Origin of the sequence: Proteus sp. G2669, from assembly GCF_009915245.1 — a bacterium.
Lineage (GTDB): Bacteria > Pseudomonadota > Gammaproteobacteria > Enterobacterales > Enterobacteriaceae > Proteus.
The window spans coordinates 1-25,414 of the sequence record NZ_JAABLX010000023.1; the positions used below are offsets into that span (position 1 = coordinate 1).

Annotated in this window: 20 protein-coding genes and 2 tRNA genes; 19 read left to right on the forward strand and 3 right to left on the reverse strand. The window is 37.1% G+C overall.

The genetic code is table 11. The annotated features are described in order from the left end of the window. Window positions 1-364: 364 nt before the first annotated feature. A tRNA-Asn gene (locus GWI68_RS05810) sits at window positions 365-440 on the reverse strand. Between the two features lie 297 nt (window positions 441-737). Here GWI68_RS05810 and GWI68_RS05815 point away from each other — a divergent pair. Together GWI68_RS05815 and GWI68_RS05820 are read left to right on the forward strand one after the other, a co-directional pair. Further along, entirely contained in the window at window positions 738-1,679 is a 942-nt protein-coding gene (locus GWI68_RS05815) for an AraC family transcriptional regulator (RefSeq protein ID WP_166539676.1), read from the forward strand. 89 nt (window positions 1,680-1,768) lie between these two features. Next, the gene (locus GWI68_RS05820; RefSeq protein WP_166539677.1) at window positions 1,769-2,362 is read left to right on the forward strand and encodes an NAD(P)H-dependent oxidoreductase; all 594 of its coding nucleotides are present in this window, start codon (window positions 1,769-1,771) and stop codon (window positions 2,360-2,362) included. Between the two features lie 182 nt (window positions 2,363-2,544). Here the strand turns inward: GWI68_RS05820 and GWI68_RS05825 are convergent. Together GWI68_RS05825 and GWI68_RS05830 are read right to left on the reverse strand one after the other, a co-directional pair. Further along, window positions 2,545-2,620 (reverse strand) — tRNA-Asn (locus GWI68_RS05825). A gap of 157 nt (window positions 2,621-2,777) precedes the next feature. Further along, complete coding sequence (locus GWI68_RS05830; RefSeq protein ID WP_164526463.1) at window positions 2,778-3,284, reverse strand: YlaC family protein; 507 nt, start codon at window positions 3,282-3,284, stop codon at window positions 2,778-2,780. 455 nt (window positions 3,285-3,739) lie between these two features. Between GWI68_RS05830 and cspE the strand changes: the two genes are divergently transcribed. From cspE to flhA, 17 genes are all read left to right on the forward strand, one after another. Continuing rightward, window positions 3,740-3,952 carry a transcription antiterminator/RNA stability regulator CspE gene (cspE, locus tag GWI68_RS05835; RefSeq protein WP_004243573.1) on the forward strand — a complete coding sequence of 71 codons (213 nt, stop codon included), beginning with the start codon at window positions 3,740-3,742 and terminating at the stop codon, window positions 3,950-3,952. Window positions 3,953-4,062: 110 nt separating this feature from the next. Further along, entirely contained in the window at window positions 4,063-4,257 is a 195-nt protein-coding gene (gene dsrB, locus GWI68_RS05840) for a protein DsrB (RefSeq protein WP_166539678.1), read from the forward strand. 405 nt (window positions 4,258-4,662) lie between these two features. Next, a complete protein-coding gene (locus GWI68_RS05845; RefSeq protein ID WP_072068540.1) occupies window positions 4,663-5,361 on the forward strand; it encodes an MgtC family protein in 699 nt (232 codons plus the stop codon). Window positions 5,362-8,952: 3,591 nt separating this feature from the next. Beyond that, entirely contained in the window at window positions 8,953-9,303 is a 351-nt protein-coding gene (gene flhD, locus GWI68_RS05850) for a flagellar transcriptional regulator FlhD (protein WP_166539679.1), read from the forward strand. Between the two features lie 2 nt (window positions 9,304-9,305). After that, a complete protein-coding gene (flhC, locus tag GWI68_RS05855; RefSeq protein ID WP_006533207.1) occupies window positions 9,306-9,887 on the forward strand; it encodes a flagellar transcriptional regulator FlhC in 582 nt (193 codons plus the stop codon). 134 nt (window positions 9,888-10,021) lie between these two features. After that, window positions 10,022-10,915, forward strand: coding sequence for a flagellar motor stator protein MotA (gene motA / locus GWI68_RS05860; protein ID WP_036935706.1), 894 nt, complete (start codon window positions 10,022-10,024; stop codon window positions 10,913-10,915). Between the two features lie 2 nt (window positions 10,916-10,917). After that, complete coding sequence (gene motB / locus GWI68_RS05865) at window positions 10,918-11,964, forward strand: flagellar motor protein MotB (protein WP_109407826.1); 1,047 nt, start codon at window positions 10,918-10,920, stop codon at window positions 11,962-11,964. Between the two features lie 35 nt (window positions 11,965-11,999). Next, window positions 12,000-14,174 (forward strand): chemotaxis protein CheA, encoded by a 2,175-nt coding sequence (gene cheA, locus GWI68_RS05870; RefSeq protein ID WP_166539680.1) that lies wholly within the window; start codon window positions 12,000-12,002, stop codon window positions 14,172-14,174. A gap of 21 nt (window positions 14,175-14,195) precedes the next feature. Beyond that, window positions 14,196-14,696, forward strand: a complete 501-nt coding sequence (gene cheW / locus GWI68_RS05875) for a chemotaxis protein CheW (RefSeq protein ID WP_023581802.1) — start codon at window positions 14,196-14,198, stop codon at window positions 14,694-14,696. Window positions 14,697-15,080: 384 nt separating this feature from the next. Continuing rightward, window positions 15,081-16,787: a methyl-accepting chemotaxis protein gene (locus tag GWI68_RS05880; RefSeq protein WP_109407824.1), complete on the forward strand. Its 1,707-nt coding sequence runs from the start codon at window positions 15,081-15,083 to the stop codon at window positions 16,785-16,787. Window positions 16,788-16,846: 59 nt separating this feature from the next. Further along, the gene (locus GWI68_RS05885; protein WP_166539681.1) at window positions 16,847-18,493 is read left to right on the forward strand and encodes a methyl-accepting chemotaxis protein; all 1,647 of its coding nucleotides are present in this window, start codon (window positions 16,847-16,849) and stop codon (window positions 18,491-18,493) included. A 6-nt stretch (window positions 18,494-18,499) separates the two neighbouring features. Continuing rightward, window positions 18,500-19,390: a protein-glutamate O-methyltransferase CheR gene (gene cheR / locus GWI68_RS05890; protein WP_109407822.1), complete on the forward strand. Its 891-nt coding sequence runs from the start codon at window positions 18,500-18,502 to the stop codon at window positions 19,388-19,390. Continuing rightward, window positions 19,383-20,435: a chemotaxis response regulator protein-glutamate methylesterase gene (locus tag GWI68_RS05895; protein ID WP_109407821.1), complete on the forward strand. Its 1,053-nt coding sequence runs from the start codon at window positions 19,383-19,385 to the stop codon at window positions 20,433-20,435. The genes cheR and GWI68_RS05895 overlap by 8 nt, the downstream gene beginning before the upstream one ends. A 59-nt stretch (window positions 20,436-20,494) precedes the next feature. Further along, on the forward strand, window positions 20,495-20,884 hold the full coding sequence (gene cheY, locus GWI68_RS05900) for a chemotaxis response regulator CheY (protein WP_023581807.1): 390 nt from the start codon (window positions 20,495-20,497) through the stop codon (window positions 20,882-20,884). 9 nt (window positions 20,885-20,893) lie between these two features. Further along, window positions 20,894-21,550 carry a protein phosphatase CheZ gene (cheZ, locus tag GWI68_RS05905; protein ID WP_023581808.1) on the forward strand — a complete coding sequence of 219 codons (657 nt, stop codon included), beginning with the start codon at window positions 20,894-20,896 and terminating at the stop codon, window positions 21,548-21,550. A gap of 419 nt (window positions 21,551-21,969) precedes the next feature. Next, window positions 21,970-23,118 (forward strand): flagellar biosynthesis protein FlhB, encoded by a 1,149-nt coding sequence (gene flhB / locus GWI68_RS05910; RefSeq protein WP_166539682.1) that lies wholly within the window; start codon window positions 21,970-21,972, stop codon window positions 23,116-23,118. After that, the gene (gene flhA, locus GWI68_RS05915) at window positions 23,111-25,201 is read left to right on the forward strand and encodes a flagellar biosynthesis protein FlhA (protein ID WP_166539683.1); all 2,091 of its coding nucleotides are present in this window, start codon (window positions 23,111-23,113) and stop codon (window positions 25,199-25,201) included. Before flhB ends, flhA begins: the two co-directional genes overlap by 8 nt. Window positions 25,202-25,414 lie beyond the last annotated feature (213 nt).

Here is a 25,414-nt window from a genome sequence, read left to right on the forward strand (position 1 = left end):
GGATTAACAGTCCGCCGTTCTACCGACTGAACTATGGAGGAAGCGTGTTCTCGTGAGAACGAGACGGATAATAGCGAGGGTGATGAACTTTGTAAAGTAAAAAAAGTGAAATAATAGTTTAAGTGGTTAAAAAATAACTAATTTATAGATTTTAAATCAAATAAAGCTACTTTAAGATAAAAATGATTCAATAAATCACACTAGGTAAAATGGAAAATATAAAAACGAGTATTTTTATTAGTCATTAAGTTATAGAAAGCGATTGATTCAACTTGAAGAAAAAGAGACAAGAAAAACCAAAGAAGAAAATAAAAAGTTAGAAAGCAAAAAGCCCGCACTATAATAGCGCGGGCTTTTCTAAATTTGGCTCCTCCAACTGGACTCGAACCAGTGACATACGGATTAACAGTCCGCCGTTCTACCGACTGAACTATGGAGGAAGCGTGTTCTCGTGAGAACGAGGCGAATAATAGCTATCCTTTGTCACCTTGTAAAGTAAAAAAATGAAAAAAAATACTGTTTGCTCAAGAGTGCATCAAGTTGTTTCTTTTTTGATAAAAATGTATAAAAAATAAATGGTTATCAGTAGACATTATGTTCAATAAGATATTTTTATTATGCGATGTAATTCTAAAGTCGATAAGGAACAATAAGAGGTCTTTTCAAAAGAAAGTTTTTCATACTGTTTAATAATACAATGTAAGTAATGCAGAGGTTAAATAGAAGATCCAGAGATAATGAATACCACCGATTTATCAACGCCGATTTTAATTGAGTTCGAAGAATTTAAAAAAACGCTCCTTTCCCATACGAAAGATAAAGAAGGAGGTTGGGATACGGCTGTTTCTGGATTAGCGCTGTGTCACTATACAACAACGACAGAATCAGAAGGGTGGATGTATGAGCCAAGTTTAGCTATTGCTGCTCAAGGTGCAAAACAAATAACAATAGGTTTAGAAACAAATTGTTATCGTCCCATGAATATGCTTTTGACATCATCTGATATACCCACTTTTGCTAAAGTTTGTGAAGCATCTAAAGAGGCGCCATTTTTAGCTATCTTACTTAAATTAGATCTCTCTTTATTACCTGAATTGTTAGCAGAGAATCGATTTGAATTATTGCAAGAAAGCAATCAACATAGAGCCCAACAAGTCGTTCCCGTCACAGCACCAATATTACAAGCAGCCACAAGACTTATTAAACTGATAGATACACCAGAAGATGTGCCTTTTATCGCTCCTTTGATCCAAAAAGAGATCCTTTATTACTTATTACGATCAAATGGTGGGGCAAGGCAGCAGTTATTGGCATCGCAACATCCTCAATGCCGCCAAATTAATCATGCTCTTGATTGGGTTAAAATGCATTATCGAAATACTATTCGTATTGAAGATTTGACCACATTAGTAGGAATGAGTACCTCTTCATTTCATTTCCACTTTAAAAATCGAACGGGTATGACACCACTACAATATCAAAAATGGCTACGCCTTAATGAAGCTCGACGCATTATGTTAATTGAAATGGCAGACGTTTCTGAAGCTGCATTTAGAGTGGGATATGAAAGCCCATCACAATTTAGTCGTGAATATCATCGATTATTTGGTTTAGCCCCTTTAAAAGATATTCAACGATTAAAAGAATCTGACACTGAAAGAGTATCTTTGGATTATTAGGCAAGAATAATGGAGAAATGAGTTAAAGCAATAATGAATGATTGCGTTACAGTCATGCTATTAGATTTTGGTATATAAAGGAGTGTGAAGTGGCTAACGTATTTATTATTAATGCATCAAAAGAATTCGATGGTTCTGAAGGAAAACTCAACGATCATTTAACGCAAGTTGCGACAACATTGCTATCTTCACATCAGATAAATGTGCAATCAACTCGTATTGATGATGGCTACGATAATGATGAAGAAGTTGATAAATATCTATGGGCTGACGTTATTATTTATCAAATGCCAGCGTGGTGGATGGAAGGGCCTTGGATCTTAAAAAAATATATTGATGATGTATTTAGTGCAGGTAGCGGTAAATTATTTATTGATGATGGTCGCACACGAAAAGATCCTTCAAAAAAATATGGTTCGGGAGGGTTGCTACAAGGTAAAAAATACTTACTTTCTGTGACTTGGAATGCGCCATTTGAATCTTTTGAAGAACAAGCGCAATTCTTTGAAGGAAAAGGTATTGATGCTGTGTATTTTCCATTCCACAAAGCAAATCAGTTTTTAGGTATGAAAGGATTAAAAACCTTCGGAATGTTTGATGTGGTAAAACAACCTCAAATTGAAAAAGATGTTGAGGCGTATAAAAAGCATTTAGAACAAGAAATTATTGGTTTGCATCGTTAAACTTAGTCAAGCGTATTTATGGGCTATCTCTTATTTACAAGAGGTCTAAACAGCCACAATGCGATAGAAATGAAAAAACAGATTAAAAAATGAGGAAAAGTGGCTGATTTTAATAGAAAAATATTGTTGAAATAGTTAATAGCAAAAAGCCCGCACTGTGATAGCGCGGGCTTTTCTAAATTTGGCTCCTCCAACTGGACTCGAACCAGTGACATACGGATTAACAGTCCGCCGTTCTACCAACTGAACTATGGAGGAAGCGTGTTCTTCTTGAGAACGAGGCGCATAATAACGATGATATATCAGAGTGTCAACGCTAAAAGTGGATTAAATATCTGTTTGGTTGGTTTATCGACAAAGTGGTTAAATAATAGAAGTTATTCTCCGTGTTTTTACGGTTAACACGGAGAATAGATCAAGATTGGGGAGATAATTGTGATGCTGAAATAGATTGCTGGACAGGATCGAACGCCATCAAATAGACATCATAAAAATGAATTTCTTGTTTTTTACTAATAATCTCACGAATGTCTTCTTTTATTTGTGGCGAAATTGCAGGATGTTGTTGAATTTCATTTACTGCTTCATCAGACAGTTTCTCAAAAGTATACCATTCACCGTTATAGCAAACTCTTAAATCAAGCACGCCGATATCTTCAAATTTATAGATAGGCTTAATGTCAAATAGTAACACTCCGGCCATCACTAGGAACATCAAAGTAAAAAGCACTAGTGAAATAATACCAAAATAAGGAGAGTAGATAAGTAATGCGGCAAGTAATATATAAGAGAGAACCATGCTGATACATAACCAGATATGGTTTTTCAAAAATTGACTATTAAAGTGTGGCTTTCCGTCTCTTTTTTCAGCTTTATTGATCCGGTTTAAATCACGCTCTAAGATTTCTTTTAATACATTCATTGTAAACACCTTAAGAGATGAATGTTGCAAACTTGTTTCTTGTTGCTAGATTATCACGGAGACAAGATAAGCAGGTAGAACAGTTTTTTTAAATTCTGACATTAACTGTTATTGTAATGCCATTAAGATTATTCTTAGTTACTGTTAATAATAGAGATAAAATATCAAATAAATTTTATACACAGTGATAAAAATAGAGGAAGAATTGTATTTTTAATGTGCAATTCGCATTTTTTTAATCTTTAGACGCATAAAACTATTGCTATTAAACTTGTCTCATGCGTTAATGAGTAAGGCCTCAATACAGACCTGATTTATGATTGACATTCTAAGTTAATGAGTTTTAAACAGCATCGCTTTTTGACCGTTTTCTTCATGTGTGCCCATAAGTTATAGGTAGTTCAGGCCAGTAGATGCCGAGAAGGCAACGTTTTATTGATATATAGGAAAGTCACATGTCTGACAAAATGAAAGGTCAAGTTAAGTGGTTCAACGAGTCTAAAGGCTTTGGTTTTATTACTCCAGCAGACGGAAGCAAAGACGTATTCGTTCACTTTTCTGCCATTCAAGGTAACGGTTTCAAAACTCTGGCTGAAGGTCAGAACGTAGAATTCACAATTGAAAACGGTGCAAAAGGTCCAGCAGCTGCTAACGTAACAGCTCTGTAATTTAAAGCCTTTTAAAAATTTTCTTCAAGCCTGTCACCTTATGGTGGCAGGCTTTTTCTTTATGGGTAAAATAAATAAAAAGAGAATGATAATATTTATCAGGAGAGAAAATGCAGATTAATGATAAGGTTGTTGTGAAAACGGATGGTGTTGACGATCGTGAAGGGGTCATCCTACTTATTGAAGAATTTAACGAAGGTATTATGTATTTAGTATCACTCCCTGAATATCCAAAAGGAATTTGGTTTTTTAATGAAAAAGAGGGTGGGGAAGGGACATTTGTTAGACCAATACAAGAAAAGTGATTTGTGTTTAGGTTCGGTTCATTTACAATTTTAAATCAGCTACTTATACTTTTGCTAAATTTTAGTGGGGAGAAGTCACCTTGGATACGCAAAGTTGTAGGTTAACGGTAACTCAGTTAACCCAAAATAGATTTGTTCAAATCAATAGGTAGGCTGTTTTCTTCATTAAAACTGCTTACCATTTTTGGTGGGCAGTGCATTGTAATATTCCTTTCTTATATATTCAGATGTTTGCACTTACCCAAAAAATTTCCTTTATATTACTAATAAACAAGGTAAAGGCATGTGCTACATTTTTTTCTCTCTATTTCCTCCACCTAGGTTGATACGTTAATTCCAATACTCTGAACATTTAGAGAAAATTTTTCATACTTATTTTTTAATCATCATGTAGAGGAAATAAACATGACGATGACACCTTATATTTTAAATTTGGTGATTGCCATGTGTCTTGGTGCTTTGATTGGAGCTGAGCGTCAATGGCGACAAAGAATGGCTGGTTTAAGAACGAATGCACTCGTTGCCACCGGAGCAGCTGTTTTTATCTTAAGTTCAATCGAGACTTCACCTGATAGTCCTGGCCGAATAGCGGCTCAAGTGGTTTCGGGAATAGGCTTTCTGGGCGCTGGTGTAATTATGCGTGAAGGAATGAATATTCGAGGATTAAACACCGCGGCAACACTTTGGTGTTCTGCTGGAATTGGTGTGTTATGTGGTTTAGGTTTGTATCAATTGGCGACTATAGCAACACTTCTAATTCTTTGTGCGAATATTTTATTACGAGAAGCCGCTCAACGTATTAATGCTCAGCCACAACACCAAGCGATAGATATTGAGCAACGTTACTCAATTCGAATTATTTGTCATGAAGAAGATGAAGTTTTAGTGAGAACCCTTATTTTGCAAGCAATAAATGGTTTACATGTTCGATTACAATCTTTGAGTAGTGCAGATACATTGATGCCTAGCCAACTAGAAGTTTGTGCTGAGCTGCTTGCAACTCCCGTTGAACAAAAAGAGATAGAGGCTATTGTCTGCCGTGTTAGCTTAGAAAAAAGTGTAAGTGCTATTAATTGGAAAATTGCAGCTGAACACCCTGCTTAACTAACAATAGTTTGCGTTAAATGTGTCTCTTATGATGGCTCTCTATATTCTATATAGGGAGTTTTTTGTTTCCTTAATATAGGGAAGATATTAAAAAATAATTTAAAAAGAATATAAATGTTATAGAAAGTTATAAGCATATAACCATATTGTTTGTGAGCAAATAAACGTAATGGTTAATTTTAAAACTAAGTACCTTATTGAAGGTAGTGAGATCTGTATCATGTGTTAAGTATTATTACTGACATATATAAATAAAGTATTTTGTTTGCGTAATTATTATTTGCGTAACTATTACTCTACGGAATAAAAAATAGGACTTTTTATTCATAGCTGGCTAATTAGAAATACACAGAAAAAGAGAGGAATTATTTTCGTTTTATTTTAAATACCCATTTTTATGTAATTTGATTAATATGCAATTATTTATATTGTGGTTAACCCGTATTTTGTGAGCTTTAAGTGAAAATGACTGAATAGAGTTTTAGCGTATTTGATATGGTTTCTCTATTTTATTAATTATTGATTTCAGATTGGTTTGATTTATCACTGTTTATTTTATTTTGAATAAACGATGAACATCAAAATCAAGTAAGCGTTTGCTACAAGTTATTTACTTATTAAATGAGGTACTTAGGTGTATTGTAGGACAAAAAGTCGTTATTAAGGGACTTAGCGCAGTATAGAATTTTGGGTCGAAAAGCGTGTTTTCTATTGATTATACTGGGAATTTTTTTAATACCTAAATAATACTCTCAAATTATTTCAATGTATTTGGCGAAATATATATCAATGTTTTTTATCAGGTTTGGTTTAAGTTTCAATTTTTGAGTAATATTTTTAATTTAACCAAATTAGCGCCCAGAAAAAGTGGGCCGAGTGTAGTTAAATAGCAAGTTTAACCCGCTACAGCAAAGCTGATGAATGGCTGTGTAATGTTGTTTATAATTGCTCATCAGTGGTGTGCAAAATTTTTTGAAAGAATGTGATTTTTTTTGTAAAAAGCATGTAGGAAAAATGATACCAATAAGTAATCTTATAATGAGAATAGAAAAATCATACCAAGCATTTCTTTGTTTAAAATAATAATTTCATGATTTTATTATTTGTAACTTTGTCAAGGATGTAAATCTTACTTATTACAGAAGGAGAATTATCTTAGTGTGAAATAGCTATGCCATTGTCATTTATTCTGAAAATAAATATAAAGGATTATTGAGATATTGACCTTTTTGATTTACTTAAAAAGATAAAAACAAGTTCGAACTACCATTAATTAAAAAACTATGTCATCAAAAAAAGATGATAAACATTTCACGATAGCAATCTCAAAAAGATAGGGCTCATTTCAATAGAACTGAAAGCAATACACAAACTATTTGTATTCACGGCATGAATAATCTCAATTATTTTCGATTTGAAAAATAAAGTTACAATATTTTTGCTGATTCTTCTTTTCACAAAAAACAGAACACTTTTGGGGTGTAAATGATGGAACCTTGTTATTGCTTTTTAAGCTTGATCTAATAAATGAGATATAGATCTAAATTACTTAGATATATCAATATTTTTATTACTTTTTTATGGAGAGAAAATGTCTTTTTAAACCCCAAATTACTCAAAAAAAGGGTAATAATACGGGCTAAATTAGTGATAAGTAGAGATGAATATTTAGATATGTATTTTAGCTATCTAAATAAAAATATAACGGTGTTTAAATATCAGCCTGTGCCTAACTCTGTCAACATCAACTTTTGTTAAGCAATGGTGTTACTTAATATCAGCACTTTTGGCTCTGTAATGCATTAAGACTTGTGCTAGCTAGGTTAAAATGAAGATTCTGAACACTGAAGGGGAGGGAAAGTGAAACAATACTCATCATTTTTAGGAGTAAAACAAATTACGGTGAAAGTTAGTTTCAATGATAAAAAGTAACATTTGATATTTTATAGTTTGTATTAATGATAATGGAGTAATCAATAAGATGTTATTTTGATCGCATTCATTTTGTCTTGTTTACATTTAAAAGGATTGGGTATACAAGTGTTAAGCATGGCGTGGTGTGTTTGTCTGTACAGGCTTTTTCAGCATTTTGCTGTAATCTCAAATAGAAGAAACAAAATTTATATTCGATTCTGTTCTTTTGTGAATTAATCACTTTATATTAGGGAACTCTAAATATTTTTTTTATAAAACTGAAATTAATATTTCAATTTCAGTCTATTTTTTATAATAAAAAAGGTAAATTTTATAATATAAAAAATCAAGTTCTTCTTAATTTTTTTATTTTTCTTCATTGAATATAATGTCTATAGTTTATTGAAATTTATTTTATCAATATATGTAATTGTGTTTTTAAATATTTATTTTTAAATTTTCTTTTTTTAATTTAATTAAATAGGGCTTATTTTTATAAATTAACTCAGTGTTTCTTACATTTTTCTTAAGCCAAATATTGTATTGTATTTATATTCTCACTTATTAATTTGATTGGTATGAAATTATTTACTATTAAATTTCTTTTTTCTTATTTCTATCTTTAATATTAAAAAAACAGCTAGCGCAAATATTGTCTGTTTATAAAATAAACTATAATTCATAAATAAAACTTACTTATATGGGGATATTATTTAGTCGTGACTAATTTACAGTCAATAAAACTCTTATTAAGAGTTCTGTAATTTAAGTGTTAAAAGGCCACCTTTAAATATAAGTATATTTATACTATTACATATGAAACTTTAATCTTGTGGAAATAAATATTCAATGATTTAAGGGTGATGGTGCATAACTAAGAATTTAATTTTATATGGCTTATCCTTCTGAATCATAAAAGCATGGATTTATCATTTTGATTTTAAAAGAAAAAATAGATGCTTAAATTAAGATAAAAAAAAGAATAACTAGAAATAATTATGGTAGTCTATTTTTCAAACAAATTGTAAATAAAAAGTGATCATTTCTGAGGGTTTAAGTAAATGATGAAAAAAATAATATCTGTAGAAATATTTATTAAACTGGAAGAGCTTGTTTAGATAAAGATGAGGAGTAGATATTGCAATATATGTTACTGTGATCAAAAAAATCTTCAATTGTGGATTTGTCAAATTTTTATGCTGTATTTTTAGGTTTATAAGTTTAATAGATCGTATAAAATAAAAAATTATCATTAATATTTTAATTTGGGTAGATTAGCTTATTAATTTACACAGAGTTTTATTACTTTTATCACTTGAATAGTTAATGAACTAATTCCATAATAATGATTATCTTTTTGTGATGTGACTCACATAGTATTTAAATTGGACTACTTTATCCGTTGAATAACTTAATCGTAAGGAGTAAAGTTGTCGCGTTAGGATTATTCTTAACGAGCTATATTAGCGAGCATTTAAAGTTTACTTTTAATTTAAATGTTTTTTTCGCTACTTTTGAAAATGACCGTAACTAAGTAATACAAGGTAGTGTTACTACGTGTCATGTTCATAAAATGGGGCCTGGAAATTTAATATTACATTTATATTAATTTCCTCGGGATCTTTCATTAGGAAGATCCTCTTTGTTCAATATAATCGGACGGGATGTAAAGAGATGAGTACGGTTGAATTGCTTAAGCATATTTATGACATAAATTTATCGTATTTGCTTTTGGCGCAAAGGTTAATTAACCAAGAAAAGGCTTCAGCAATGTTTAGGCTTGGTATTAGTGATTCCATGGCTGATGCTCTTGCAGAGCTTACATTGCCTCAATTGGTTAAGTTGGCTGAAACAAACCAACTAATCTGTAATTTCCGGTTTGAAGACAGCGAAACAATAGAACAACTCACCAAAGAATATAGAGTGGATGATTTACAACAGATCCATACTGGAATTCTTCTTTCTTCAAACTTGTTTCGTCAGTTAGCGGAACAAGATACTTCTGCAACAAAGAAACGGGCATAACAATGAGTGAGAAAAGTATCGTCCGAGAAGCGAAAGACATTCGCTTAGCAATGGAATTAATCACCTTGGGTGCCCGCTTACAAATGCTTGAAAGTGAAACTCAATTAAGTCGGGGGCGTTTAATTAAATTATACAAAGAATTAAGAGGGAGCCCCCCTCCAAAAGGAATGTTACCTTTTTCAACGGATTGGTTTATGACATGGGAACAAAATATCCATTCCTCAATGTTCTACAATGCTTATCGTTTTTTATTGAAAAATGGGGGATGTGTAGGAGTTGAGGCAGTTGTTAAAGCTTATCGTTTATACTTAGAACAATGTCCACCTGTTAAAGATCAAGAACCTATTTTAGCACTAACAAGAGCATGGACATTAGTACGCTTTGTTGAAAGTGGTATGTTACAACTTTCAGTTTGCACCAAATGTAATGGTTCATTTATTACACACGCACACCAGCCTGCTAGCAATTATGTTTGTAGTCTTTGCCAGCCTCCTTCTCGCGCAATAAAAAAACGTAAACTTTCCGCCAATCCTGCCGATATTAACTTACAACTGTTGGATGGTCTTGAACAGTTTGCAATGTGATTCGAGATTGAAAGTTAAATATCAGGTTATAGAGCTTAGTTATCTATAACCTGAGCCGTTTCCTCTCCCACTCCTATCTCTTGCTGCTATGTTCGCCATTCTCTCTATAACGAAATTAGCTAAAGGGATATCGCGTGTTAGTACTCTTAGGATATATCGTGGTTATGAGCGCCGTCATCGGGGGATATCTTCTCGTCGGTGGTAGTTTAGGCGCCTTGTACCAGCCAGCCGAATTTATAATCATTTTTGGTGCCGGTATCGGTGCTTTTATTGTAGGTAATAATGGTAGAGCAATTGTATCAACAATGAAGATCCTACCGAAATTACTTCGCAGTACCAATTACAATAAAGCGATGTACATGGATTTAATGGCACTCATGTTTCGTTTGTTGTCAAAAGCGCGTCAAAACGGCATGTTGGCATTAGAGAGAGATATCGAAAACCCACAGCAAAGTGATATTTTTTCCCAATATCCCCGCATTATGAAAGATGTCTATATGCTCAGTTTTATTACTGATTATATGCGTCTCATGGTGACAGGAAATATGAATCCTTATGAAATTGAATCTCTGATGGATGAAGAGATTGCAACTTTTGAGGAAGAGAGCGAAGTTCCTGCAACGGGATTATCTGCCATGGGTGATTCACTACCCGCATTTGGTATTGTTGCTGCGGTGATGGGTGTCGTTAATGCGTTAGGTGCAGCCGATAGACCTGCTGGTGAAATGGGCGTTCTCATTGGTCATGCAATGGTCGGGACTTTCTTAGGTATTTTATTAGCATATGGTTTTATTTCGCCATTAGCTTCTCGACTCAGACAGCGCTCTAGTCAACAAATGAAAATGATGGAGTGTATCAAAACAACACTGTTATCTAGCATGAATGGATATGCGCCACAGATAGCGGTTGAGTTTGGACGTAAAACCCTCTTTCTGGCAGACAGACCTTCTTTTATTGAATTGGAAGAACATGTACGTCAGGTACGGACACCGATGCAGGCAAATCCTGATGCAATGAAAGAAGAGTAATTATGAAGAGTAATTCACAAATCATTCGAGTTAAAAAGCGAGGGAGAAAGCAACATCACGCTCACGGTGGTGCATGGAAGATAGCTTATGCTGACTTTATGACTGCAATGATGGCTTTCTTTCTTGTGATGTGGTTACTTTCAATCTCTAGTCCACAAGAATTAACTCGTGTAGCAGAATATTTTCGTACACCGTTAAAAGTCGCGATTGAAAAAGGGCGATTTAGTGGAGATGCAACAAATCCTATTCCTGGAGGAGGGCGTGATCCTGTCTATAACGAAGGGGATGTCTTGCCAAAAGGCGAGGAAGATAAACAGCTCAATGAAAAGCAACAATTCCGCCGATTAAAAGATAATTTAGAACAGGTCATTTTAAATGATCCTAGATTAAAAGATCTGAAGCCTCATTTATTAATAGACATGATGGATGAAGGCCTACGAATTCAAATTATCGATAAAGCAAATCGCCCTATGTTTAGAGTTGGTAGCGCCACCGTTGAACCTTATATGAAGGATATTTTGACGGCTATTGCCCCTATTTTAAATGACACACCATATAAAATCAGTTTATCGGGTCATACCGATGATATTCCTTATGCAAGTGGCGCTTTTAAATATAGTAACTGGGAATTGTCAACCGATCGCGCTAATGCCTCTCGACGGGAATTAATTGGTGCAGGATTAAGTGAGTGGAAAGTGTTGCGTGTTGTAGGTATGGCATCAACAGTTCATTTAGTTAAAGAGGATGGTTTTGCTCCAGCTAACCGACGGATCAGTATTTTGGTCTTAACGAAGCAAGCAGAACAAAAAATTGTACAAGAAAATGAGCGGGTTGCACCGACAGTAACTGAGGCTTCAGAAATTGAGCCTCTACTTTCAGGGCAAGAAACCCCACAAGAAAAAGCAGCAAATACACAGGCGGGGTCGTCTGTGTCTTCTGCATCTGAGCTTCCCGAATCAAAAAAGGAAAATGTTGAAACAGGAGTTTCTGGGGAAAGTTTGCCATCACAATCGACAAATATTACTACAAAACAGGGAACAGCCCCCTAATTTGTTGGTAATCGCGTAAAGGTGAATGAGTAACGATGGATATTACTGAGTTTTATCAAACATTTTTTGATGAAGCAGATGAGTTGTTAGCTGATATGGAACAGCATTTACTGTTACTTGATCCAGAAAATCCAGATCAAGAACAGATGAATGCGATTTTCCGTAGTGCACACTCCATAAAAGGAGGAGCTGCAACATTTGGCTTCGTTAAACTTCAACAGACCACTCATGTGCTTGAAAACTTGCTCGATAGTGCAAGACGTCATGAGATGGCGCTCACCGACGACATTATTAACCTGTTTCTGGAAGCGAAAGATATTATGCAACAGCAATTGGATGCACATAAAAACTCACAAGAACCTGATGAGGAAACATTTAACTATATTTGTGAGAAGTTGCGTCAGCTGGCTCTCGATGTAAAAGAAGAACAATCAGCTCCTCATGTTGAGGCCGTTGCTGGATCTGAAACTTCAGTTTTACACGTCACTGAGACTGAAACTTCTGCCTCATCATCGGATGTTGAAAGTGTACAAAATGACGCCATTGTAGAAGAAACATCGAAAATGGCTGCTGATGGACATTATTACCATCACATTATTTTGTCTGATCTTAAAGAGACCGATATTGATTTAATGCTTGATGAATTAAAACATCTTGGGGAAGTAAGCCAAGTTGAAAAACAACATCATGGTCTTGAGGCAATATTAAAAACAACCGCAACAGAAGAAGATATTAGTGCGGTACTCTGTTTTGTGATTGAGCCTGAACAAATCTCGTTTAGACAAAATACCGCGACAGAAGAAACGGCAGAACATATTACGACATCAGAAGAGAGTGAAATATCTGCTGATGGCGCTCATATTGAAAACCAAGTTGAGCATCCAGCATCTGTTCAATCTATTGCTGCTGAAAAAGTAATAACACCAGAACCGGTTAAAACACCAGCTGCGACAGTGTCGACACCTGCTAAAAGACCCGCTACTGCACCAACTCCTAAAACAGAATCAACCAGTATTCGTGTTGCGGTTGAAAAAGTGGATCAACTTATCAACTTAGTCGGTGAATTGGTTATCACACAATCAATGTTGGCTCAGCATAGCGATAGCCTTGAACCGTCTATATACAGCGATTTATTAAGTTGTATTGCACAACTGCAACGCAATTCTCGTGATCTGCAAGAATCTGTGATGTCGATTCGTATGATGCCAATGGAATATGTATTTAGCCGATTCCCTCGAGTTGTACGTGATTTAGCAGGTAAAATGAATAAAAAAGTTGAGCTAAACATGATTGGTAGCTCGACAGAACTTGATAAAAGTTTAATTGAAAAAATTATCGATCCACTAACTCACTTAGTCCGTAATAGTCTCGATCATGGTATTGAAATGCCAGCAGATCGCGTTGCTGTTGGCAAGCCAGAAGCAGGACAATTAACATTGTCTGCTGAACATCAAGGCGGCAATATTTGTATTGAAGTGACTGATGATGGTGCTGGTTTAAACCGCGAACGGATTTTGAAAAAAGCCATTTCTTCAGGGCTTTCAGTTTCTGAAAATATGAGCAATGAAGAAGTTGCTATGCTGATTTTTGCACCTGGATTCTCAACCGCAGAAGTTGTGACTGATGTTTCTGGCCGTGGTGTGGGTATGGATGTTGTGAAACGAAATATCCAAGAGATGGGCGGTCAAATTCAAATTAGTTTTGAAGTGGGCAAAGGGACTCGTATTCGTATTTTACTGCCGCTTACATTAGCTATTTTGGATGGCATGTCAGTTAAAGTACAAGACGAAGTCTTTATTCTGCCATTAGGTACAGTAGTTAGTTCTTTACAACCTGAAGAGGATGATATTTATCCATTAGCGGGTGATGAGAAATTATTGCAAGTAAGAGGAGAATATTTACCTCTCATCGAATTGCATCGTACTTTTAATATTGAAGGTGCTCAAACAGATATTACTCAAGCGATTGCGGTTATCGTACAAAGTGCCGGACGCCGTTATGCTTTATTGGTAGATAAATTAGTTGGTCAGCATCAAGTGGTCGTTAAAAATATAGAAAGCAATTACCGAAAAGTACCGGGTATTTCTGCCGCAACAATTATGGGCGATGGTAGTGTGGCTTTAATTCTTGATGTACCAGAATTACAACGCTTAAGTCATACACAAATGACAAATAAGAAAAAGAATACAACTGCAAGCGCAGTCATTTAATAGTGAGGATAAAATAAGATTATGGCTTCGGAACATTTCGAGAAATTATCCGGTGAAACTGTTGGACAAGGATTTCTAATTTTTACGCTGGGCGACGAAGAATATGGAATTGATATTTTAAAGGTTCAAGAAATTCGTGGATATGATCAAGTTACTCGTATTGCTAATTCACCTAGCTTTATTAAAGGGGTAACAAATTTACGGGGCGTTATTGTTCCGATTGTTGATCTGCGTATTAAATTTTCACAAGAAAGTGTAACTTATAATGACAATACTGTTGTTATTGTGGTTAACTTATTAAATAGAATTGTGGGAATTGTTGTTGATGGCGTTTCTGATGTTCTTACGCTAAAGCCAGAGCAAATCTGCCCTGCGCCAGAGTTTGCGGTCACAATGTCTACAGAATATTTAACAGGTTTAGGCACTTTAGATGAAAGAATGCTTATTCTTGTTGATATTGAGAAATTGCTCAACAGCGAAGAAATGGAATTAGTTGATAGCGCAACAATTCAGGCTAAATAAGTTTTTATTTTTTAAAAATAATCTAAATACTGTTCCGGTAAATTTGCCGGAATAGCTATTTCTGTCTTTTTTATTTTATTAGCGAGTGCTAAAGCATTAAATTAACTTTAAGGTAAATTTAAAGATAAAAAAGAACTGATAATTTGAGTTAAGTTCTATTTTATTATTTATTAATTTATAAGTAGCTATCACCTAGTTGTAATGTTTTTCTACTGACGGAAATAAATATAAAGTTTTTTATACTTATAATTTTAATTAAAAACAAGTATTACCACCGCTTTTTAATGGGGCAAAAACGTGACTAAGACGAAATGAAACCTATAAAGTTTCTCTTAAGTCTGCCGATAACTTGCTCATTACCATTTATTATAAAAAAGGGAAACTATGTTTAGCCGAATGAAAATAGTGACTGGATTATTATCCATTCTTCTGTTGTTTGGTGTTTTGCAATTTATCTCCGGGGGAGTTTTTTACTCAAATATTGTTGAGACAAGAAATGACCTGAATAAAACACTGATAATACAGGATCAACGTGAGCGCCTAGACGAAAGTTGGGCTAACTTACTCCAAGCTCGTAATAATATTAATCGTGCTGCGATTAGCTTTTTATTACAAGATAAAAACCTGAATGTGGATGATTCTCTTTCTGTTGACTATCTCACGGGTCTTGCTCGTAAAAATATGTCTCGTGCAGATGAGAAATTTAAAGAATTTGAAAAGAATATTACTGCTTATCAAGTTCACTCAGAAGATGATGTTCGTAGCCTAAAAGGGCGTTTTATCGAATATTTCTCTGCATTAAATCAATTGGAAATTTTACTTCAAGATAATAATTTAAAAGACTTTTTTGAGCAACCAACGACAGGTTATCAAGATGCTTTTTATAAAGAATATCTTGCCTACGTTATGCGTAATGAGAAGTTTAATGATGAATTAAACGTGGCATTAGAAGCCTCTCACCAACGTACTGTTATCACAATGGTTGTTTTAGCCATTATCGTTATCTCTGCATTAATTTTATGCTGGTTTGCGTTACGTAATGCCTTGATTAGACCATTAAATTCACTTCTATTAAGTATTAAAACCTTCTCCGAAGGGGACTTACGTCCAAATATTGAAGTGAATGGCCGTAATGAAATGAGCTTGTTAGCGAATGGCTTAAAGCATATGCAACAAGAGCTTATTCAAACCGTTCGTGGAGTCTATCAGAGCACAGAAAATATTTATAACAGCACGAGTGAAATTGCAGCTGGAAATAATGATCTGTCTGCACGTACCGAAGAGCAAGTGGCTTCACTAGAAGAAACTGCGGCAAGCATGGAACAGTTAACTGCAACGGTAAAACAGAACGCAGATAACGCTCGTCAAGCAAGTAACCTTGCCAACGATGCCTCAGATATCGCCCGTCAAGGCGGAAAAGTTGTTGCTAATGTGGTGCAAACAATGCACGACATAGCCGGAAGTTCTCAGAAAATCACCGATATTACTGCCGTTATCGATGGTATTGCATTCCAGACCAATATTTTGGCACTGAATGCAGCCGTTGAAGCAGCAAGAGCCGGTGAGCATGGTCGCGGATTTGCGGTAGTTGCCGGTGAAGTTCGTAACCTTGCACAGAGAAGTGCAGAAGCTGCTAAAGAAATAAAAACACTGATTGAAGATTCTGTAAGCCGTACTGAAACAGGCTCTGTGCTTGTTGAAAGTGCGGGTGAGACGATGACGCGTATTGTGGACTCTGTAACTCGAGTTACTGACATTATGGGCGAAATCGCTTCTGCATCAGATGAGCAAAGCCGAGGTATTTCACAAGTTGGCCTTGCGGTATCTGAAATGGATCGTGTCACTCAGCAAAATGCCTCTTTAGTAGAACAATCTGCAGCCGCTGCTGCTGGTCTTGAAGATCAAGCAGTTGCATTAACCCGCTTAGTTTCAATCTTCAAATTACCGGGTCAGGAAGAAAAAACGCTAGAAAGAAAGGAATCGGATGCAACCCCTGTAGTTAAAGCCGCTGCTCCACTTATAAAACCAGGAACCTCAGAAAAGAAAAAGAGCAGCAGTGTTGAAGATCCCGCTAACTGGGAAACTTTCTAACAACAACAAGTGGCTGACAAGCGGTGGCTTTTTACCACCGCTTTAAACGAGGTGAAGGCATGTTTAGGTTTCGCAAATTAAAGATATCCACCAGTCTATATTTATTACTGATGATGTTTTGCGTTATGCAGGTGATTTCTAGTGGTATTTCGCTAGGAATTATCCATTTGAATAACGAACAGATCACCAGAGTTGATTTAGATACATCTAAGCGAGATGAATTAGGATTAAGTTGGGCATCTTTAATACAAACACGTAATGCGATTAATCGTGTTGCTATCGCAATGAAAACTGAACAGTCAACGGATTATATTCAATCTATTGAATCAATTGCACTTTCACGCTTGGAAACGGCGAATACTCATTTTCAAAATTTCCTTGCTGAAATAAATAAAGAGGCAATACCGACAGAAGAAAAAGAAATCGTTGAAGCGGTGAAAAATGATTACCGCGTTTTATATGGTGCATTAACTGAATTACATAGCATGTTAAAAAACGATAATTTCCAAGGTTTTTTAGATCAACCAACGGAACGTTATCAAACGGCAATGGAAAATTCATTTAATACTTATATGAATTACGTGCAGACAGAAATTACAGAATCGATAGAGCAAGGACATCGTTCTTATACTATCGCTATCTTAATGTTTATCGGTGCAATAGCGATGATTATTGTTGTGTCAATCGCGGCTCACCGTTGGCTAAGTTTTAATATCATTAAACCTTTCGCAAGTTTAAGCCGTTATTTTAATGATGTTGCGACTGGCAAATTAAATCGTGAAATTCTTGTATTTACGGATGACGAAATAGGGGATGTGTTTAGACAATTACGAGATATGCGTGGTGAGTTAGCGCGTTCTATTCGTATTGTTCGAGATAACAGCCACGCTATGTATTCTGGCATTCAAGAAATTTCCAAAGGAAATACGGATTTATCCTCAAGAACTGAACAACAAGCTGCTTCATTAGAAGAAACTGCGGCAAGCATGGAAGAGTTAACAGCAACGGTAAAACAAAATGCTGATAACGCCCTGCAAGCAAGTAAGCTCGCAGAATCTGCTTCTGAGACAGCCATGCGTGGTGGTCAAATTACGCATAGTGTTGTTGAAACCATGGATGCGATTACACAAAGTTCTCAAAAGATAGGGGCTATTATCAGTGTGATTGATGGTATTGCGTTCCAAACCAATATATTAGCACTTAATGCGGCTGTTGAAGCTGCTCGCGCAGGCGAACAAGGACGAGGATTCTCTGTTGTCGCTGGAGAAGTTCGTAATCTTGCTCAACGTAGTGCTGATGCTGCAAAAGAAATCAAATTATTGATTGATGAATCTGTTTTACGAGTCTCTCAAGGTTCTCAACTCGTTAATAATGCAGGGCAGACAATGGAGGAACTCGTCACATCAGTAAATAAAGTCACTGAATTAATGGCAGAAATCGCCTCAGCTTCTGATGAACAAAGCAGAGGTATTCACCAAGTCGCTGATGCAGTCAGTCAGATGGATCAGGTGACACAGCAAAACGCTGCTTTGGTGGAGCAATCAGCATCTGCTGCCGCAGCATTGGAAGATCAGGCTAATAACCTTGTTGATGCTGTATCGGCATTCGAGTTGCCTGACACGGATGAGAATAATACTTCTTCATCCCTAGAAGGTAATGGGTTGAAAAAAGCAGATAAAAAATCATTTTTTAAAAAGACCCATTAAAAAACAATGAAACGTAATGTTACTGAAGTCTTATCAGATATCGCTGCTCAACCGTTGGATATTTTTACCCAACGGTTCATGTTGTCCGATGATCAGTTCCAATCTATATGCCAATTGATTTATCAAAAGGCAGGTATTGTGCTGACTAACAACAAAAGGGAGATGGTTTATAACCGTCTCACTAGGAGGTTACGTGAATTACGGATGAATAACTTTGGTGACTATCTTGCGTTTCTTAAAAGTGATGTACGCAACCCTGAATGGCAAGAGTTTGTTAATGCTTTAACAACTAATCTCACTGCATTTTTCAGGGAAGCACATCATTTTCCTATTTTGGCAAAACATGCCAGAAAAAGAGCCGGAGGCGTCTACCGAGTATGGTGTGCAGCTGCATCTACTGGAGAAGAACCTTATTCAATAGCGATGACTTTACGCGATGTTTTTGGGAATAACCCTTATAAAACCAAAATTATTGCCAGCGATATCGATACAAATGTGTTGGATAAAGCACGAAAAGGTGTTTACCGACAAGAAGAGCTTAAAACATTAAATGATGAATATTTGAAAAAATATTTTCTCAAAGGTGTCGGCGATTTTGAAGGATACGTGAAAATTAGGCCACAAATCAGCGAGATGGTCTCTTTTCAGTATTTGAATCTACTCGACAAGCAATGGGATTTAGAAGGTAGTTTTGATGCGATTTTTTGTCGTAATGTCATGATTTATTTTGATAAAACGACACAGCAAACCTTACTTAACCGCTTTACCTCATTACTTAAACCAGACGGAATGCTGTTTGTTGGGCATTCTGAAAATGTAAGCCAGCTTAGCAAGGATTTCTACTTGCATGGGCATACCGTTTACGGGCTGACACCAGCAAGGAGAGGTTATGAATAAAATAACGGTACTCTGTGTTGATGATTCGGCGCTAATGCGTCAAATCATGCGAGAAATCATCAACAGTCATAGTGATATGGAGGTTGTTGATTGTGCACCAGATCCTATAGTGGCTCGTGACTTAATAAAAAAGTACAACCCACAGGTATTAACGTTAGACGTTGAAATGCCACGTATGGATGGTATTGATTTCTTGGAAAAACTGATGCGATTAAGACCGATGCCTGTCGTTATGGTTTCATCATTAACAGCTAAAGGCTCAGAAGTAACGTTAAAAGCGTTAGAACTGGGCGCTGTTGATTTTGTGACTAAACCACAGCTTGGTTTACGTGAAGGTATGCTCGCTTATAGTGAACTGATTGCAGAAAAAATTCGTGCTGCTGCTCTTGCTCGAATTAGTCGGCGTGAAGTTCAAGTCGTGCCTTCTAAATCATTGTCATTTACACCGATGATTTCGAGTGAAAAGTTGATTGCTGTAGGTGCATCAACTGGTGGCACAGAGGCTATTCGTAATTTTCTAGAACCATTACCCGTTACCAGCCCTGCGGTGTTGATTACACAACATATGCCAGCAGGGTTTACACACTCATTTGCAGAACGATTAAATCGTTTATGCCAAATCAGTGTAAAAGAAGCTGAAGATGGAGAACGTGTATTACCAGGGCATGCGTATGTTGCGCCGGGTGATTATCACATGGAGCTTCGTCGTAATGGTGCTAACTACCAGATCCACATTAATAAAGAACCAGCAGTAAACCGTCATCGTCCTTCAGTCGATGTGCTATTTCGTTCAGTCGCAAAATATGCGGGGCGTAATGCTATTGGCGTTATTTTAACTGGGATGGGAAGTGATGGTGCAGCAGGGTTATTAGAAATGCGTCAAGCGGGAAGTTATACCTTTGCACAAGATGAAGCGAGTTGTGTCGTCTTTGGTATGCCTCGTGCTGCGGTTGAAATAGGCGCAGTTGATGAGGTGAAAAGTATAAGCTCAATGAGTAAAGCGGTACTGATGAAAATCAGTAGCACGCAATCATTGCGTATCTGATTAAGTTCAGTTTAAAAAGCAACACAGTAATTTGCCGATATATTTTGAAGGAGTTTTCAATGGCAAGTAAGGATCTGAAATTTTTAGTGGTTGATGATTTTTCAACAATGCGCCGCATAGTTCGTAATTTGCTAAAGGAATTAGGATTTACGAATGTAGAAGAAGCAGAAGATGGTGCTGACGCGTTAGCTAAATTACGCAATTCGGCAATTGATTTTGTGATAACAGACTGGAACATGCCAAACATGGATGGTCTAGAGCTTCTTAAAAATATTCGTAGTGATGCGGGACTTGCAGCAACACCAGTATTAATGGTGACCGCTGAAGCTAAAAAAGAAAATATCATTGCAGCAGCGCAAGCCGGTGCAAGTGGATATGTTGTTAAACCTTTTACAGCAGCAATTCTTGAAGAAAAACTAAATAAAATTTTTGAAAAACTGGGCATCTAAGGAGTCGCAATGAGTGGGAATCCAATTATGCCGAAAGATAATATTGAAATGACATCTGATATTATCAGCCGGATCGGACAATTGACGCGGATGTTGCGCGACAGTTTGCGAGAATTAGGATTGGATAAAGCAATAGCCGAAGCAGCAGAAGCCATCCCTGACGCTAGGGAACGATTGGATTATGTTGCTCAAATGACCGCTCAGGCAGCTGAGCGTACATTGAACTGTGTCGAAGCTGCGCAACCTAAACAGGATGCGTTAAGTGCCGATGCAACTAAGCTTACTGAACGTTGGGACCAATGGTTTGAACAGCCAGAAGAGCTGAAAGATGTACGCTCTCTTGTAACCGATACCCGCAATTATTTGCGGGATATCCCTGAGAGTACGGCTTTTACTAACAGTCAGTTATTGGAAATTATGATGGCACAGGATTTCCAAGATCTGACAGGTCAGGTGATTAAGCGCATGATGAGTGTGGTTCAAGAAATTGAAAAACAACTCGTGATGGTATTAATGGAAAACCTGCCACCAGAGCAACTTGAAAAGTCTAATGTGAAAAAAGAGACTGATTCTTTATTAAATGGTCCACAGGTTAATAAAAACAACGCTGGTGTGATCAAAAATCAAGATCAAGTTGATGATTTGCTAGAAAGTCTAGGTTTTTGACCTGTGATGAGTTTTAGGGCGATAAGGACGTTGAGATATGCAGAACGCATTCGCTCTATGCTCTGTTCTTTAGGATGGTGTACTTTATGGATAAAAAATCACGTAATAACGCTTTGATAGCCCACGCTATTGAAGAAAATGTAAGCCGCTTTGTTTAAGCGGCTTTCGAGGTTGCTTAAATAAGCATCAATATAAAAAATACATTATTTTCTGTGAATTTCGCTGATTTCCTTATTATTAGCGCCAAAAATACCTTTATTGTTATTTTTATCATTAGGTCGGTTTCTAAACACCTACCGTCATAGCCCAAAAAGCCCCGTAAATTTGCGATTGTTCAGCCCATCAATTTCCTCTGAATTTGTCATGCTTAGAGTCATTTCATTCATGCTTTTAATCTCAATATCTAAATCGGACAGACTGTGGCTGAAGATAGCGATCTCGAAAAAACAGAGGACCCCACACCCCATAAACGGGAAAAAGCTAAAAAGGATGGGCAAATTGTTCGTTCTAAAGAGCTTTCATCCGTTTTAATGATCTTGGGTGGCGTGAGTTTGCTGTGGATGAGTGGTGGATTTATCACTCGTGGGCTATATGCCATGTTAACAGAAGGATTTACGTTTAATCATCACCTTATTGGTAATGAGAATTTGTTGATCCCTCGATTTGGTAGCTTGATTAAACAAGCTGTTTTTGCGTTATCACCTGTATTTTTTGGGTTAGTGCTTGTGGCAATTGGTGGCTCTGCTTTATTAGGCGGGATTAACTTTAGTAGTAAATCGATTAAGTTTGATCCGAAAAAATGGAACCCTATTTCTGGGTTAAAACGTATATTTTCAATGAATGCGTTAGCCGAGTTATTTAAAGCGATACTGAAATCAACCTTTGTGGGGATCGCTGCAACAGTTTTTTTATGGCACAACTGGAACGATATTCTTCATCTGATCACACTTCCACCGCTTAGTGCATTAGCCAATGCAATGCAATTGCTGATTTTTGCCGTCTACATTACGGTTTTTATGCTGATCCCGATGGTGGCATTCGACATTATTTTCCAAATCCGTAGCCATCTGAAAAAGCTACGTATGACACGCCAAGAAATTAAAGACGAATTTAAACAACAAGAGGGTGATCCTCAACTTAAAGCGCGTATTCGTCAGCAACAACATGCTATGTCTCGTCGTCGAATGATGGCTGATGTACCTAAGGCTGACGTTATTGTTACGAACCCAACACACTATGCTGTCGCACTGCAATATAACGACAAAATGACCGCACCTAAAGTGTTAGCGAAAGGTGCTGGGGTTATTGCGTTAAAAATTAAAGAAATTGGCGCAGAAAATCGAATTCCGCTTCTAGAAGCACCACCGCTTGCTAGGGCGTTATATCGTCACAGTGAAATAGGCCATGCAATACCTTCAACCCTTTATGCTGCGGTTGCAGAGGTGCTTGCATGGGTTTATCAACTGAAACGATGGAAAACCGAAGGTGGTTTAAAACCTAAACAACCTATGAACTTGCCAGTGCCTCCCGCACTGGACTTTGCTGGAGAAGATAATCGTCATGGCTAATTTGGCCTCATTACTCCGCTTGCCGGGAAATTGGAAAAGTTCTCAGTGGCAGATACTGGCAGGGCCAGTGCTTATCTTGTTGATACTGTCAATGATGGTATTGCCATTGCCACCTTTTCTATTGGATTTATTATTTACCTTTAATATTGCACTCTCCATCATGGTGCTGTTAGTGGCAATGTTTACCAAGCGTACTTTAGACTTTGCTGCTTTCCCGACTATTTTGCTGTTTACCACGTTGTTACGTTTGTCATTAAACGTAGCTTCAACGCGTATCATCTTAATGGAAGGACATACAGGGCCAGAAGCTGCAGGGCGCGTTGTTGAGGCCTTTGGCCATTTCCTTGTGGGCGGTAACTTTGCTATCGGTATTGTGGTCTTTATCATCCTTATTTTGATTAACTTTATGGTTATCACCAAGGGTGCGGGACGTATTGCTGAAGTGGGTGCGCGCTTTGTGTTGGATGGAATGCCGGGTAAACAGATGGCAATCGATGCTGATCTGAATGCGGGCATTATCAACGAAGATGAAGCTAAAAAACGCCGTAAAGAAGTTTCATTAGAATCTGACTTTTACGGCTCAATGGATGGTGCGAGTAAGTTTGTTCGTGGTGATGCCATCGCTGGCTTAATGATCCTTGTGATTAACGTGGTGGGTGGCCTTATCGTCGGTGTTGCTCAACACGGAATGGCGTTAAACGATGCAGCAACGACTTATACTCTTTTAACCATTGGTGATGGCCTGGTTGCTCAAATTCCAGCATTGATTATCTCAACAGCAGCGGGTGTTATTGTTACTCGTGTTGCAACAGATGAAGATGTTGGGCAACAAATGGTGACTCAACTATTTGATAATCCTCGTGTACTGATGTTAACAGCTGGGGTATTAGGCTTGTTAGGTTTAGTACCAGGAATGCCTAATTTTGTTTTCCTCTTCTTCACGGCAGCATTAGGCGGATTGGGTTGGTATATCTTACGTCGTAACGCTAATCCCGAAGTGCAACAACAAAAAGAGATGGAAGAAGTTGAGAAGCAAAACCGTGTTGTTGAAGCGTCATGGGAAGATGTGCAACTGGAAGATCCATTAGCTATGGAAGTAGGATATCGCTTAATTCCGATGGTAGATAACCGCCAAAATGGTGAGTTATTAGGGCGAATTAGTGGTATTCGTAAAAAGTTCGCTCAAGAGACAGGATATCTCCCTCCTGTCGTTCATATACGTGACAATATGGAGTTAAGACCTTCCTCTTATCGTATTCTAATGAAAGGGGTTGAAATTGGTCATGGGGAAGCGCATCCGGGTCGTTGGTTAGCAATCAATCCGGGTAATGCAGTCGGCTCTTTAGACGGTGATATCACTCAAGAGCCAGCTTTTGGTTTGCCCGCAGTTTGGATTGATGACAGTTTAAGAGAGCAAGCACAGGTGCAGGGCTATACCGTTGTTGCTGCAAGTACCGTTATTGCAACGCACTTTAACCATGCATTAACGAAGTACGCATCAGAATTATTTGGTCGTCAAGAAGCACAAATGTTATTTGATAGGGTCAGTAAAGAGCTCCCTAAAATGACAGAAAATATGATCCCAGATATGCTTTCACTCACGGTGTTGCATAAGGTATTGCAAAATCTGCTTTCTGAGCAAGTGCCTATTCGTGATATGAGAACCATATTAGAAGCATTAGCGGAGCATGCACCAGAACAAAAAGATCCAGCTGAATTAACCGCAGTGGTTCGTGTTGCACTTCGGCGTGCGATTACACAACACTGGTTTGGTGATCAAGATGAAATCCAGGTGATTGGTTTAGACGCAAGCTTAGAGCGTATTCTTGTTCAAGCGATGCAAAGTGGCGGTGGATTAGAGCCAGGGCTTGCTGAAAATATTGAACAACAGGCGGCAGATGCTGTACGCCATCAAGAGATGTCCGGTGGTGCGCCAGTATTATTAGTGAATCACGCATTGCGTCCATTACTTTCACGCTTCTTACGCCGTGGCTTACCGCAATTGGCGGTGTTATCGAATATGGAAATTAGTGAAGGTCGCCGTATCCGTATGACATCAATGATTGGTGGGCAACCGCATTAATCATTCTCGCTGATATACCGTTATCTACAAGCGAAGGCCACTTTATTAAGTGGCCTTTTTTATATTGATAGACATAAAGGGGGATGTGTTAGCGCTTTTACTCAAAATAAAGGGTGAAGTAGGTACATCAATAAATAAGTGGCTTAATGATGTTATGAAAAAGTGCAGTAATGGTGTGAATAAATGAGGAAAGGAACAAAGAAACAAGGAATC